10 protein-coding genes and 1 pseudogene are annotated in these 14,080 nt (G+C 74.1%); 6 read left to right on the forward strand and 5 right to left on the reverse strand.

The features are described 5' to 3' along the window. Together ADY59_RS10585 and ADY59_RS10590 are read left to right on the forward strand one after the other, a co-directional pair. Positions 1–1,265, forward strand: a 1,265-nt coding sequence (locus tag ADY59_RS10585) for an alpha-galactosidase (RefSeq protein ID WP_049560985.1), incomplete at its 5' end; no start/stop codon positions are given. A gap of 94 nt (positions 1,266–1,359) precedes the next feature. Next, positions 1,360–2,001, forward strand: coding sequence for a bifunctional 4-hydroxy-2-oxoglutarate aldolase/2-dehydro-3-deoxy-phosphogluconate aldolase (locus ADY59_RS10590; RefSeq protein ID WP_156325417.1), 642 nt, complete (start codon positions 1,360–1,362; stop codon positions 1,999–2,001). Between the two features lie 57 nt (positions 2,002–2,058). On the opposite strand, the gene ADY59_RS10595 is transcribed toward ADY59_RS10590, so the two are convergent. Further along, positions 2,059–3,351, reverse strand: coding sequence for an aspartate aminotransferase family protein (locus ADY59_RS10595; RefSeq protein WP_049560802.1), 1,293 nt, complete (start codon positions 3,349–3,351; stop codon positions 2,059–2,061). 91 nt (positions 3,352–3,442) lie between these two features. On the opposite strand from ADY59_RS10595, the gene ADY59_RS10600 reads away from it, so the two are divergent. The 3 genes from ADY59_RS10600 to ADY59_RS10610 all read left to right on the forward strand — a co-directional run bounded on the left by ADY59_RS10600 (position 3,443) and on the right by ADY59_RS10610 (position 6,902). Continuing rightward, complete coding sequence (locus ADY59_RS10600) at positions 3,443–4,690, forward strand: alpha/beta hydrolase (protein ID WP_156325418.1); 1,248 nt, start codon at positions 3,443–3,445, stop codon at positions 4,688–4,690. A gap of 107 nt (positions 4,691–4,797) precedes the next feature. After that, positions 4,798–6,156 carry a sensor histidine kinase gene (locus tag ADY59_RS10605; protein WP_063780627.1) on the forward strand — a complete coding sequence of 453 codons (1,359 nt, stop codon included), beginning with the start codon at positions 4,798–4,800 and terminating at the stop codon, positions 6,154–6,156. A gap of 164 nt (positions 6,157–6,320) precedes the next feature. Continuing rightward, positions 6,321–6,902, forward strand: coding sequence for an RICIN domain-containing protein (locus ADY59_RS10610; protein WP_049560809.1), 582 nt, complete (start codon positions 6,321–6,323; stop codon positions 6,900–6,902). 36 nt (positions 6,903–6,938) lie between these two features. Here the strand turns inward: ADY59_RS10610 and ADY59_RS52435 are convergent. The 3 genes and pseudogenes from ADY59_RS52435 to ADY59_RS10625 form a co-directional block, all read right to left on the reverse strand. Then, positions 6,939–8,183: pseudogene (locus tag ADY59_RS52435) on the reverse strand (glycosyltransferase family 2 protein). A gap of 110 nt (positions 8,184–8,293) precedes the next feature. Further along, positions 8,294–10,537, reverse strand: coding sequence for a glycosyltransferase family 2 protein (locus ADY59_RS10620; RefSeq protein WP_197093538.1), 2,244 nt, complete (start codon positions 10,535–10,537; stop codon positions 8,294–8,296). Between the two features lie 107 nt (positions 10,538–10,644). Then, entirely contained in the window at positions 10,645–12,108 is a 1,464-nt protein-coding gene (locus ADY59_RS10625; RefSeq protein WP_049560813.1) for a benzaldehyde dehydrogenase, read from the reverse strand. A gap of 338 nt (positions 12,109–12,446) precedes the next feature. Between ADY59_RS10625 and ADY59_RS10630 the strand changes: the two genes are divergently transcribed. Then, positions 12,447–13,478: a nitronate monooxygenase gene (locus ADY59_RS10630; protein WP_049560816.1), complete on the forward strand. Its 1,032-nt coding sequence runs from the start codon at positions 12,447–12,449 to the stop codon at positions 13,476–13,478. Positions 13,479–13,503: 25 nt separating this feature from the next. On the opposite strand, the gene ADY59_RS10635 is transcribed toward ADY59_RS10630, so the two are convergent. Then, the gene (locus ADY59_RS10635) at positions 13,504–14,073 is read right to left on the reverse strand and encodes a TetR/AcrR family transcriptional regulator (RefSeq protein ID WP_049560819.1); all 570 of its coding nucleotides are present in this window, start codon (positions 14,071–14,073) and stop codon (positions 13,504–13,506) included. Positions 14,074–14,080: the final 7 nt, after the last annotated feature.

Below are 14,080 nucleotides of genomic sequence, written 5' to 3' on the forward strand. Positions count from 1 at the left end.
CCTCCCACCCGTCGTCACCCCGGCCGGTGGTGCTCAACACGTGGGAGGCCGTCTACTTCGACCACGACCTGGACCGGCTGCTGGAGCTGGCGGGCCGGGCGGCCAGGGTGGGCGTGGAGCGGTTCGTGCTGGACGACGGCTGGTTCCCCGGCCGCCGGCACGACCGCGCCGGCCTCGGCGACTGGCGGGTGGACCCGGCCGTCTGGCCCGACGGGCTGCACCCGCTGGTCAAACGGGTCAGGGAGCTCGGCATGCAGTTCGGCCTCTGGTTCGAGCCCGAGATGATCAACCCGGACTCGGAGCTGGCCCGCGCCCACCCGGACTGGATCTTGCAGACCGGCGACCGCCTGCCGCCTGCCGCCCGCCACCAGCAGGTGCTCGACCTGACCAACCCCGCCGCGTACGCCCACATCAAGGAGCGGCTGCTCGCCCTGATCGGCGAGTACGAGCTCGACTTCATCAAGTGGGACCACAACCGCGACCTGGTCGACGCCGGGTCCACGCTCCGGCAGGGCCGCGCCGCCGTCCACGCCCAGACCCTCGCCGTCTACCGGCTGCTGGACGAGATCCGCGCGGCGCACCCCCGGCTGGAGATCGAGTCCTGCTCTTCGGGCGGCGCCCGCGTCGACCTGGGCATCCTCGAACGCACCGACCGCGTGTGGGCCAGCGATTGCATCGACCCCGTCGAACGCCGGCAGATCATGCGCTGGACCGCCCAGCTGCTGCCGCCCGAGCTCATCGGCAGCCACATCGGCGCCGACCGCTCCCACACCACCGGCCGCCGCCACGACCTCGCCTTCCGCGCCGCCACCGCGTTCTTCGGCCACTACGGCATCGAATGGGACCTCGCCTCGCTCACCGACGACGAGCTCGGCGAGCTGGCCGGGTGGATCGCCCTGCACAAGGAGCACCGCGACCTGCTCCACACCGGTGTCATGGTCCGGCTGGACGACGTCCCCGAAGGGGTCGAGGCGCACGGGGTCGTCGCCCCGGACGGGCGCGCGGCCGTCTACGAGATCGCCCTGCTGGAGCGCCCCGCCACCTGGCCGCCCGGCCTCGTCCGGCTGCCGGGCCTCGACCCGGACACCCTCTACCGCGTCCGTCCCCTCACGCCCGTCGCCTCCCACGGCGTCGCGCCCGCCTGGGTGTCCGGCGGCACCGTGCTGCCCGGCGCCGCGCTGGCCGCCTCGGGCATCGCCGTGCCGCCGCTGTTCCCCGACCAGTCCGCCCTGCTCCACCTCACAGCGGTGGAGCAGGCCCCATGACCGGCCTCCCCGCGGCCACCACCCGCACGCCGGTCCGGCGGCGTGCCGCGATCCGCGACACGGGCTGCCGCGCCGCGCCGTGCGGGGGTGGGTCGTGATCGGGTTGCGGGAGGCGCTGGCCGCGCTCCCGGTGATCGCCATCGTCAGGGCCGCCACCTCCCGGCACCTGGCCGCCGCGCTGGGGACGCTCGCGGACGGCGGTGTGCGGGCGATCGAGGTGACGATGACGACCCCGGGCGCGGCCGAGGCGATCCGGTGGGCCGCGCGGGGCGGGATCGACGGCGTGGCGGTCGGCGCGGGGACGGTGCTGACGGCCGGATCGGCGCGGGAGGCCGTGGACGCCGGCGCGGGCTACCTGATCACGCCGGCCGTCGTGCCCGAGGTGATCGAGGAGGGCCACCGGCTCGGCGTCCCCGTCCTGCCCGGCGCCTACACCCCGACCGAGATCCTGCGGGCCTGGCGGGCCGGGGCCGACCTGGTCAAGGTCTTCCCGGCGAACGCCGCGGGCGGCCCCGGCTACGTCAAGGACGTGCTGGCGCCGCTGCCGGAGGTGCCGCTGGTGCCCACCGGCGGCATCCGGATCGAGGACGTGCCCGCCTACCTGCGCGCGGGCGCCCGGGCGGTGGGCATGGGCTCGCCCCTGCTCGGGGACGCGTGCGCGGACGGCGACATGCCCGCGCTGGCCGCCCGGGCACGACGCCTCCTCCACGCCCTCGCCGGCCCGCCCGCCTCCTGAGGCGCCGCCCGCCCCTGCCTTCGACGGCCGGGGCGGGGGCGCACAGGGGTCACGCGGTCACGTCACGGCCTTGAGCGACGCCTCCAGGATGTCCACGCCGGTGTGCAGGTCGTCCTCGCCGATCGTGAGGGGCGGGGCGATGCGGAAGATGCCGCCCATCCCGGGGAGCTGGACGATGTTCATGTGCAGCCCGCGTTCGAGACAGGCCGAGGTGACGGCGCTGCCGAGCGCGTCGGCGGGCGCCTTGGTCTTCTTGTCGCGCACGAGCTCGACCCCCTGCAGCAGGCCCCGGCCCCGGACGTCGCCGACGACCTCGTAGCGCTCGCGCAGCGCCACCAGCCGGTCGGTGAGCTGAGCGCCCAGCCGGGCGGCCCGCTCGACTAGGTTCTCGCGCTCGATGACGTCGAGGACCGTCAGCGCGACGGAGGCCGCCAGCGGGTCGGAGACGTGCGTGGTGAAGAAGAGGAACCCCCGCTCGTGGCAGATCTGCTCGATCTCGGCGGTCGTGACGACGGCAGCCACCGGCAGCCCGGCTCCGAGGGTCTTCGACAGTGTCAGGATGTCGGGGGTGACGCCGTCGCGGTCGAAGGCGTACATCGTCCCGGTGCGGCCGAGACCGGTCTGCGCCTCGTCGAGGACGAGCAGCATCCCGCGCTCGTCGCACATCTCCCTGAGGCGGCGCAGATACCCGGGCGGCAGCTCGATGATCCCGCCCGACGACAGGACGGGCTCGATGAGGCAGGCGGCCAGGCTGCCGGCGGACTGCTGGTCGACCAGGGCGAAGCCGTAGGCGAGCTCGGCCTCCCAGTCGTGCGACCCGTCGGGGCGGCGGAACGGCGACCGGTAGGCGTTCGGCGACGGCAGCGCGAGGTTGCCCGGCGCCGGCGGGCCGTAGCCGCGCCGCCCGGCCGAGTAGGTGGCGGCGGCCGCCCCCTGGGTCATGCCGTGCCACGAGCGGTCGAAGGAGACGATCTCGTAGCGGCCGGTGGCGAGCTTGGCCATCTTGATCGCGGCCTCGTTCGCCTCGGCCCCCGTGGTGAGCAGCAGCATCTTGCCGAGCGGGGGCGGCAGGGTCGCGGTGAGCCTGGCGGCCAGCTCCACCACCGGCGCGCTGAGCATGCCGCTGTAGAGGTGGTCCAGCGACGCGACCGAGGACGAGACGGTCGCCACGATGTCCGGGTGCGCGTGGCCGAGGATGGCGCTCATCTGCCCGGAGGTGAAGTCGAGGATCGGCGTGCCCCGGCTGTCGAAGACGTGCGCACCGCGGGCGCGTTCGATGATCCTCGGGGTGAACGCGGCTCCGTAGCGGATCAGGAGCCGGTCCGCCTCGTCCCAGAACGTCGTGTCCATCGCCAGTCCTCTCCGACCGAGACGCCCGCCTTCTTCGGCCGCGACCGGTGTCGCCCGCGGGTAAACGGAGCATATGTCCACAATGCATGCAATGAGAGTGACGGCGGCCGCGGTGCTCGCCGGAAGCCTGCTGACCGTCCCGGCCCAGGCGCGGGCCGCGACGGGGTGCGAGACGCTGACGGTTCCCGCCGGGTTCGGGATCACGTGCCGGCGCGTGACGACCCCGCCGTTCCAGCCGAACCTGCGCGACGTCGTCCTGACGTCCACCGCGATCCACCGGCCGGCGGGCGGCACTCCGGAGATCTCCCCGGTGACCAGGCCGCTCACCGTCCGGATCTACTTACCCGACGGGTACGGCCCGAGCGCGCCCCCGTACGAGTCGCTGTACCTGCGCGGCGGCGGCGGCGACGGCCACGACGCCTACACCGCCAAGGGCGACCTCGTCACCGCGCTCAAGAACGGCCGGGACCCCTACCAGGTGATCGCGGTCATGCCCACCGGCGGCCTGGCCGGCTGGTACTCCGACTGGCCGGGGCGCACCGACGGGTTCTTCGCCCCCCAGTGGGAGACCTTCCACGTCGGCCAGCTCGTCCCGTGGATCGACGCCAACTACAACACGGCCGCGAACCGGGACGGCAGGGCGATCGCGGGCATCTCGATGGGCGGCTTCGGCGCGCTCAGGTACGCCGCCGCCCACCCCGGCACGTTCGGCGCCGTGGGCGCGCTCTCCCCGGGCACCGAACTGCGCAAGCGCCCGGCGCAGGACATCATCTCGGGCGGCTCCTGGCTCGCCGGAGCCGCCGTGGACCTCCTGGAGGCCGCCAACGGCAAGTTCAAGGTCAACAAGTACGACGCGGACGGCCGCCTCGTCCTGGACCAGGACGAGCAGCTGCTCTACCGGCTCGACCAGATCTTCGGCCCGCACGCCGAGGTGCCGCCCAACGGCACCAGGGAGACCACCTACGACTGGCCGCAGGTCAACCCCATGCGCATGGCCGAACAGGGCAGGTATCAGCCCTACCACCAGCGCCTCGCCCTGTACGCAGGAGGCTGCGCGAGCCTCCCGGCGGCGCCGACCGGCACGACGCCCGCCGCCCCCTCGTGCGCGTACGACATCGACGCCACCGACCCGCTCGACCCGGACAAGGACGCCGAGGGCGAGCCGATGCTCGGCGCCTACGTCGACGTGCTCGACCGGAAGCTCCGCGCCCAGGGCATCGGCCACCGCTACTGCTACGGCACCGGCGGGCACGAGTGGGACGACTGGAAGGCCAACCTGAAGGATTTTCTCAGATACGCCTACCGCCCGTCGGCCGTGGGTGACTGCGTGCAGCCCTGAACCGCGCCGCGTCCGGTCATGCGGCCTTGACCGAACGCGGGGTTACTTCCCGGAGCGGGCGAGGAACGTTCACCGGGTGGGTCCGGCGGCGGGAGGTGGCGGCGAGCGTGAGGGCCGCTCCTTCCGGCAGGTTCTCCGTGCAGGCGACGCTGGCGCTGGCCGCCGGGGTCTTCTCGCTGGTCGTGCTCAGCGCGATCGGCGTCGTCGCGGACCTGGCGATCCGGGCCACCATCGAGCGGAGCGTCTTCGAGGACACCGAGCGGGCGGCGACCGACTGGATCGGGTCGATGACCACGGGCCGCCCGCCGCCACCCGTCACCACCTCGGACGTCGACCTGATGCAGCTCGTGGACGCCTCCGGGAACGTGGTGTCGGCCAGCAGGGCGGCCGCGGGACGCCCGCCGCTCAGTGACTTCTGGCCGCTGTCGGAGGACCGGATCGAGGATCGGACCGAGTGCTCCGGCGCCGGGTGTGTCATGTTCACCGCCACCAGGCCGTCGCCGCAGGAGGAGCAGGTGCTGTGGGGCGGCGAGTCACACCTGGTCTACGCCGGGCGGGCGCAGCCGGAGATCCTCGCCACGCACCGCCTGGAGCTGTTCCTCGGCGCGGGCGTGCTCGCGGCGAGCGCCCTGATGATGGGGGCGGCCTGGATCCTGATCGGGCTGGCGCTGCGCCCGGTCGAGCAGATGAGGCGCAGGCTGGCCGAGGTGACCGTGACGGACCTGAGCCTGCGCATCCCGGAGCCGCACGGGCGGGACGAGATCGCCCGGCTGGCCCGTACCGCGAACGCGACGCTGGCCCGGCTGCAGGAGACGGTGGAGCAGCAGCGCCACTTCTGCTCGATGGTGTCGCACGAGCTGCGCACGCCGCTGACCGGGATGCGGACCCAGCTGGAGGAGGCGTTGCTGTACGAGGAGGTGGATCCGCACCAGGCCATCCGCGACGCCCTCGGTACGGCCGGACGGTGCGACTCGATCATCGACGAGATGCTGCTGCTGGCCCGGGTCCGGGCGGCCCCGCACAGCCAGGAGCGGGTGGATCTGACGGCTCTCGTGCGCGCCGAGGCGGCGGCGCGCCCGCCGGGGGTGCCGATCCGGGTCAGCGCCGAGGAGGGCGTGGCGGTGCGCGGGAACGCCGTCCAGCTCGGCGAGGTGCTCGTCAACCTGCTGGCCAACGCCCAGCGGCACGCCCGCGCGGGCGTGGAGGTCACCGTCGCCCGCGCCGGCGGCCGGGCGGTGGTCACGGTGCTCGACGACGGCGGCGGCATCCCGCAGGGCGACCGGGAGAAGGTGTTCCAGCCGTTCGTCCGCCTGCCCGAGGCGCACCGGCGCGACCCCCAGGGGAGCGGCCTCGGCCTGGCCATCTCCCGGGCCATCGCCGAGGGGCACGAGGGCACGCTGAAGGTCGAGGACTCGGCGGCGGGGGCGAAATTCGTGCTGCGCCTGCCACTCGCGGAAATCGAATAAGACGCTTTTATCCCTTTTCTTGCAGGGAAATCTGTCATGGCGATTTTGAGTCCGGGATACCCCAGCCTGGGAGGCGGCTTGTTCGGGGAGTGAAAGTGTTTCTTCGGCGGATACGGGCCATTCCCGTTCCCGGTCAACATACTTTCCCGGAGGAATCCTTGAAAATGGCGGAAACCACTCGTTCCTTCACGCGCGGCGCCGGCGCGATAGCGGGCGCCCTGCTCGCGGTCTCGGCCGTCACGCCGCCCGCCGCGGTAGCCGCGGCGGCCGCGGCGGTCGCGCTGCCGCAGCCCGGCTCCGACGACCGGGGGGACTTCTACTCCATCGTCGCCGAGCACAGCGACCTGGCGATCACCGCCCAGACCCACGGCCCCCGCCCGCTCGGCATGGTCCAGGCGCCCATGGGCGGCCGGACCACGCAGCAGTGGCGCGTCGTCCGGTGGGGCCACGCGTGGGTCCTGGTCAACCGCCACTCGGGCCTGTGCGCGGCGATCCCCCGCGAGCCGCACGCCCGGCTGGTGCAGGACGTCTGCGGCCGCTACGGGCGCGTCAACCCGCGCGCGCTCTGGCACGCCGACCGGCCCGGCGTGCTGTCCGGCCGGCCGGTCATGTGGCGATCGGCGTTCAACAAGGAGTGCATCGACGTGTTCGGCCGCTCCCACGACCACTACACGATCGTCCAGCACCATCGCTGCCACCGGGACGAGAACCAGGTGTTCCGCCTGGTCCCGGTCACCGGTTCCTGATCGGCGCGGCACGGCGGGGGCGTGCGGCCCCCGCCGTCAGGTGGCCGGCCGGGAGTCGGGCACCAGCCCGTGCTCGGTCAGCTCCCAGTGGTAACGGCGGCTCGGCCGCGCGAGCTGCGCCAGCGCCCGGAACGCCGCCACACTCATCAGCGCCCAGTAGACCGGCACGAGCAGCATCGTGCGGACCGCCTCGTGCACCGAACGCTCCAGGCAGCCGGCCATGTGGGCGAGCATCAGCAGCAGGTTCCCGGCGACCATGACGAGCGTGCCCAGGTACAGCGCCACGCCGGGGAAGAGCGCCTCGACCGGGCCGGGCCCCGCCACCAGATAGACCGCCGTGAGCGTCCACATGACCGGGTTGAGCAGCGTGCACAGCACCGAGAACCCGACGGTGAACTGGAAGCTCCAGAACCCCCGGCCGCCCAGCTCCCGCCAGAGCCGCCGGGGCGAGCGCATGTGGACGAGCCAGGTCTGCATGTAGCCCTTGATCCACCGGCTGCGCTGCCGCACCCAGTTGCCCAGCCGGCTGTTGGCCTCCTCCTCGGTGACCGAGTCCATCATGCGCACGCTCCACCCGCGCCGCGCGATCCGGATCCCGAGGTCGGCGTCCTCGGTGACGTTGTACGGGTCCCACGCGCCCAGGTCCCGCAGGGCGTCCATGCGGAAGTGGTTGGAGGTGCCGCCGAGCGGGATCGGCATCCGGTAGCGGTCCAGGCCGCGCAGGAAAAGGCTGAAGTTCAGCGCGTACTCGGCGGTGAAGCACCTGGTGAGCTAGTTGGTCCACGGGTTCCAGTAGTGGAGCTCGGCCTGCACGCACACCACCCAGCGGGGAGAGCCGGTCAGCGCGGCGACCGCCTTGCGCAGTTGCGCCGGCTCGGGCCGGTCCTCGGCGTCGTAGATCACGCAGAAGTCGCCGCGGGCCCGTTCCAGGCCCACGTTGCACGCCTTCGGCTTGGTACGGGGCTCGCCCGCGGGGATCATGACGATCTCGAACCCCGGCGGGAGATCGGCGGGAAGCGCGGCGGCGGTGTCCTCGTCGTCGTCCTCGACCAGGAGCAGGATCTGCAGCCGGTCGGCCGGGTAGTCGAGCGCGCTCAGCCGCCGCAGCAGCGCCGGCACGACACGGCCCTCGCGGTGCAGCGGCACGAGCACCGTGTAGGCGGGCAGCTCGTCGTCCCCCGGCAACTCGGCGAACCGCAGCACGTCGCCGCCCCGGGCCTTGAAGACCAGCAACAGCTTGTAGCCGACCCCGGCGGCGTACAGGAGGGTGACGGTCACCATGCAGGCGGCGAGGACCGGCGTCACACCGGCCAGCGCCGTCGCCGTGCCCAGCAGGGCCAGCCCGGCCCCGGCGGTGATCCGCTGCCCGCGGCTCAGCGTGACGTCCGCGCTCACCGCCGGACCCCCGCCCGGTACACGACGCGGTCGCCGTCGTCGTACACCGGCGTGTAGCCGCGCAGCGCCGGGTCGCCGTCCAGCGCCTTCCACACCCGGTCGCGGTCGCCCGGGGTGCGGCGCATGTGGATCCACCGGACACCGTTCGCCGCCGGGTCGGCCAGCGCCGCCTTCCACTGCCGGAAGCTGCCCTCGTACAGGATGGACCCGGTGGGCACCCGCGAGTGGAAGGTCAGCACCTCGTTGCCGAACGACTGCATCAGCACGCGGCCTCCGTCGTAGTGGGAGCGGAGCCAGGCGGCGGCGCGCAGCCCGGACCGGACGGCCTCGCCGGTCCGGAACGCCTCGGCCTCGCGCCGCACGTCGAGCTCGGCGGTCGCCAGCGGGCAGGCCACCACGGCGAACGCGCCGGCCAGCGCGGCGGCCGGACGCCCGGCGCGCGCCGCCTCGGCGGCCAGCCCGCCCGCGAGCAGCGCGACCGGCAGGATGACGATCAGGCCGAAGCGCACGTTGTACAGGTCGCCGGCGATCTCCTCCACGTGCAGCGGCCGCTGCCCGGTGTAGAGCGCGCAGACGAAGAACAGGGCCAGCACCAGCGGCAGCAGGCACACCGGGTCCCGCCGCCTGAGCACGTGCACCGCGAGCCCGGCCGCCGCCAGCAGGGGCAGCACCGGCCCCAGGTTGCCCGCGACCGCGTAACCGTAGGTCAGCAGCGACGCCCGCCAGTCGCCGGCGGTCAGCTCGTCCCGCGACACCCACAGCGACGGCTTGGCGTACTCGCCGGCGTAGAAGTAGAGCGGGTCGCCGAAGATGACCCCGTTCCACACCAGCCACAGCGCGATCCCGGCGAACGCGAGCGTCCCGTAGAAGATCACGTGCGCCTCGGCCCGGACGAGCCGGCGCCGGCGCGGCGAGCGCCGCCAGACGGTCCACCCCACGATCACCGCCGCGAGCGCGGCGATCACCCAGCCCTCGTAGCGGGTGAGGGTCGCGAGCAGCACCGCGGCTCCGGCGGCGGCCAGGCTCCGATAGTCCTCGGTACGGCGCCACGCCGTGAGGTGGTAGACCGTGGCGGCCAGGCAGGCCAGCAGCGGCAGCTCGGTCATGGGGGTGCTCTGCAGGTAGAGCACGGCCGGGCAGAGCGCGAGCACGGCCGCCGCCGTGGCCCCGGCCCACCGGCTGCCGGTCAGCAGCAGCGCCGTCCGGTAGAGGTAGCGGATCGCCAGCACGTACGCCGCCATCGAGACGGCGGTCGCCGCCCAGCCCGAGTGATACCACCCGTCGATCCATACCAGCGGCAGCGTCAGCAGGTGCGGCAGCGGCAGCCACACGCCACCGAGTTGCGCCAGGCCCGGCGTGGGCGAGCTGATCACCCGCCGCGAGATCAGCAGGTGCGAGATCGAGTCCGGGTACGCCAGCCGTACCGCGTCGAAGTGCTGCCAGGCGGCGACCGAGAGCACGGCCGCCAGGACGGTGAGCACGGCGAGGACGGGGTCGCGCGGCCGGATGACCCGGTGCGCGGCGCGGCCCGCCCGGGTCGAGCCGGACACCTCCGCCCACAGCGCCAGCAGGCTCCGCAGCGACCGCAGCGCGACCGGCAGGCGGCCGCCGCTCTGCTCGCCGTGCAGCCTCGGGAAGTGCTCCACCGGCCGCTGGATGATCCGCACGTCCCGGTGGCGGAGCTTGACCAGCAGCTCGGGCGAGATCGTCGCGGCGTCCGCGCGCAGGTCGAGGCGCTCCAGCACGTGCCGGTCGAACAGCTTGTAGGCGCAGTCCACGTCGCGGGCGCCGATCCCGAGCAGCAACCGGTTCAGCCACGTCCACGCCGCGCCCGCCATCCGCCGCCCCGGCGGGTCGGCGCGCGGGGACCGGTAGCCGATCACCACGTCCGCCCGCTCCCGCTCGGCCTCCGCGATGAGCTCCGGCAGGCCCCGGGCGCGGAACTGGCCGTCGGAGTCGGTCAGGAAGATCCGCCGCGCCCCGGTGTCGGCCAGGGCGAGGGCGATGCCGGTGCGCACGGCCGCGCCGTAGCCCAGGTTGGCGGGGTGATGGACGACCCTGACCCGGCCGGGGAAGCGGCTCGCCAGCAGGTCGGCGACCCGGCCGGTGCCGTCCGGCGAGCCGTCCACGACGACGATCACCCAGTGGTCGTCGCTCTCCAGGGTCGTGAGGAAGTCCTCGACGGTCGCCGCCAGGTTGGCTTCCTCCCGGTACGCGGGCATCACCACGGCCACGCTCACGCGAGTCCCCCATACCCGAATTGAACGCTCTGACCAGCGGAAACTGGCGAATCACCGCCGACAGTACGCACCAGGCACCTCGGGTGTCAGGGGACACGCCGGACGGTTCAGAAGGGGTAACGCGGTGGTTCGCCCCGCATCGTGATCCACCGGGTCTCGGTGAACGCCTCGATGTTCGCCGCCGCCCCGCCGAAGCGTGAACCGGTGCCGGAGGCGCGCACGCCGCCGAAGGGGGCGTTGGCCTCGTCGTTCACGGTCTGGTCGTTGATGTGCGCGATGCCCGTCGGGATCCGCTCGGCCACGGCCAGGCCGCGCATCGCGTCACGCGTCACGATGCCCAGCGACAGCCCGTACTCGCCGGCGGCGGCGATCTCGGCGGCCTCCTCGGCGGAGGACACCCGGGTGACCGGCGCGACCGGGCCGAAGACCTCCTCGGCGAAGGCCGGCGCGGTGAGCGGCACCTCGGCCAGCACGGTCGGCCGGTAGAAGAGCTCCTGGTAGGAGCCGCCGGAGGCGAGCCTGGCGCCCTGGCCGACGCTCGCCGTGACGAGCCGGTGGATCTTGTCGCGCTGCCCGGCGTCGATGACGGGCCCGAGCGCGACCTCGCCGGTGGCCGGGTCGCCGACCCGCAGCGCGTCCGCCCTGCCTGCCAGGCGCTCCACGAACTCGTCGTAGAGCCGGTCGGCGACCAGGTGGCGGCCGGTGGTCATGCAGATCTGCCCCTGGTGGAAGAACGAGCCCCAGGCGGCCAGGTTCACCGCGGCCTCCACGTCGGCGTCGTCCAGCACCAGCAGCGCGGAGTTGCCGCCGAGTTCGAGGTGGGCGCGCTTGAGGTGCCTGCCGGCCAGCTCGCCGATGCGCCGGCCCACCGGGGTGGAGCCCGTGAAGGAGACGACCCGTACGTGCGGGTCGCTGATCAGCGCCTCGCCCACGTCCGCGCCGCCGGGCAGCATCTGCAGCACGCCCGGCGGCAGCCCGGCCTCCTCGAACACGCGAGCCATCAGGGTGCCGCCGGTGACGGCGGTGCGCGGGTCGGGCTTGAGGACGACCGCGTTGCCCAGCGCCAGCGCCGGGGCCACCGAGCGGATGCCGAGGATGATCGGCACGTTGAACGGGGAGATCACCGCCACCACCCCGGCCGGCATGCGCCGCGCCAGCGACAGGCGCGGCTCCTCCGACGGCAGCACCTCGCCGATCGCCCGGCCGGGCAGCGAGGCGGCCTCGTAGCACTCCTCGGACGCCACGTGCAGCGCGAATCCGGCCATGCCGGGCACCGCGCCGACCTCGCGGACGTTCCAGCCGCTGATCTCGTCGGCGTGCCGCCGCCACAGGTCTCCCGCCCTGCGCAGGACGGCCGCGCGGGCGGTGTGCGGCAGGGCGGCCCACTCGCGCTGCGCCCCGGCGGCGGTCCGCGCGGCCTCGGCGACGTCCGCGGGGGAGGCCAGGCCCATCCGGCCGAGCTCGCCGCCCGTGGCGGGCTCGACGACGGCGTAGTCGCCGGCGCCCCCGGCCGTCCACCCGCCGGCCTTGAAGATCTTTCCCTGCCAGTCGATGCCGCCGAGCAGCGTCACGGGCCGTTCCTCTCTGTGTGTCAGGTCAGACCCCCACGCGCGGCCGGCGGCAAGCACGCCGAGATGGTCGGGGGACGGCGGCGCAATCGGTGCTCACGGGCATGACGGGGGCCGCGAGCACCGCGATCGCCCTGGGCGACGGGAGGTCGAGGTGATCGTACGGCGGCCTCGGAACCAGAGCAACACTCCGTTCCAGCGGTTCGAACGCCGCTACGCCCGGGGACGGTACCCGGCGGCCCGCGACCGCCGTGCCACCCGGCGACCGTGCTCACCGGCGTCCCCGTCGAGGCCGAGATCGCGCAGGGCGGGCGTCCGGAGCGTCCGGAGAGAATGCGAGGATGAGTTCTCTGCTGTCCCGCCTCGGCGCCGACCTGCCCATCCTCGCCGCGCCGATGGCCGGCGGGCCGAGCACCCCCGCGCTGGTGGCCGCCGCCGCGCGGGCGGGCGGGCTGGGCTTCCTCGCCGCCGGCTACCAGGCCCCGCGGGCGCTCGCCGGCCAGATCGACGCCGTACGCGCGCGGGGCGTGCCGTTCGGCGTCAACCTGTTCGCCCCCAACCCGGTGCCCATCTCCACCCGGGCCTACCGCGCGTACGCCGCCGTGGTCCAGCCCGAGGCCGATCGCTACGGGCTGGAGCTGCCCGGAGCGCACCCGGTCGAGGACGACGACGCCTGGACGGACAAGCTCGACCTGCTCCTGTCCAGCCCCGTCCCGTGGGTGTCCTTCACCTTCGGCCTGCCCGGCCGCGCGGTCGTCACCGCCCTGCGCGACGCGGGAACGACCGTCCTGCAGACCGTGACCTCCGCCGGCGAAGCCCGCAGGGCCGCCGACGCCGGGGTGGACGCGCTCGTCGTGCAGGCGGCGGCCGCCGGCGGCCACTCCGCCACCCTCACCCCGGCCGAGCCGCCGCCGTCCCTCCCGCTGCCCGAGCTGATCGCCGAGGTGCGCCGGGCCGCCGGACTGCCGATCATCGGCGCGGGCGGGATCGCCACCGCCGACGACGTGGCGGCCACCATCCGTGCCGGAGCTGAGGCCGCCATGGTCGGCACCGTGCTGCTGCGCGCGGTCGAGAGCGGAGCCTCCGGGCCCCACCAGGCCGCCCTGACCGATCCGGCCTTCGACGGCACGGTGGTCACCCGCGCCTTCACCGGGCGGCCCGCCCGCGCGCTGCGCAACGACTTCGTCGATCGCTTCGACGCGGTCGCGCCGGCCGGCTACCCCGCCCTGCACCACCTCACCAGTCCGCTCCGCAAGGCCGCCACCGCGGCCGGGGACACCCGGCTCATCCATCTGTGGGCCGGTACGGGCCACCGGCACGCCAGGGCGGAACCCGTGGCCGAGACCTTCGGGCGCCTGTCCGGTCACCTCTGACCTCGCAGCCGGTCCCGCCCTGTCATCAGGCCGCCGGGGGAGGCAGGAGCGCGTCGCAGGCGGCGGTGATCAGCTCGTCGACCAGCGGAGGCGGCGGGCGCCGTGCCAGCAGGTGGCGGCGGACCGCGCCGTAGGGGACGTCGACCGTGGCGAAGATCAGCCGTTCGCGGTCGACGCCGGGACGGCGGGCGGCGAAGGCGTCCAGCGCGTCCGCGACCTCGGCGTTCAGCGTGTCGAGGTCCGTGCCGAGCTCGTCGGGCCATCGGGCGGCCAGTTCCTGACGGCGATGGAGCACCAGCAGCGCGCCTTCGGCGGGATGCCGCCGGCACCACCGGGGCGTGTGCAGCGCGGCGCCACGGGCGTCGCCTTCGGCCAGCGCGTCGGCGAATCCGCGCTGGAAGGCCCGTACCGTGCGGATCCACAAGGTCGCCAGCATGAGATCGCGGGAGCCGAAGCGGTGATACAACGACCCGGTCTGCGCGCCGAGCCGGGCGGCGACGGCGCCCATCGTGGCGGCCCCGGGCCCGGCGTCGGCCGTGATGGCCAGGGCCGCGTCGAGGATCTGGTCCTGGCCGAACTTGGCGGTTCTTCCCACCCGGCTC

Origin of the sequence: Nonomuraea sp. SBT364, from assembly GCF_001083785.1 — a bacterium.
In the GTDB taxonomy this organism is placed as follows: Bacteria; Actinomycetota; Actinomycetes; order Streptosporangiales; family Streptosporangiaceae; genus Nonomuraea.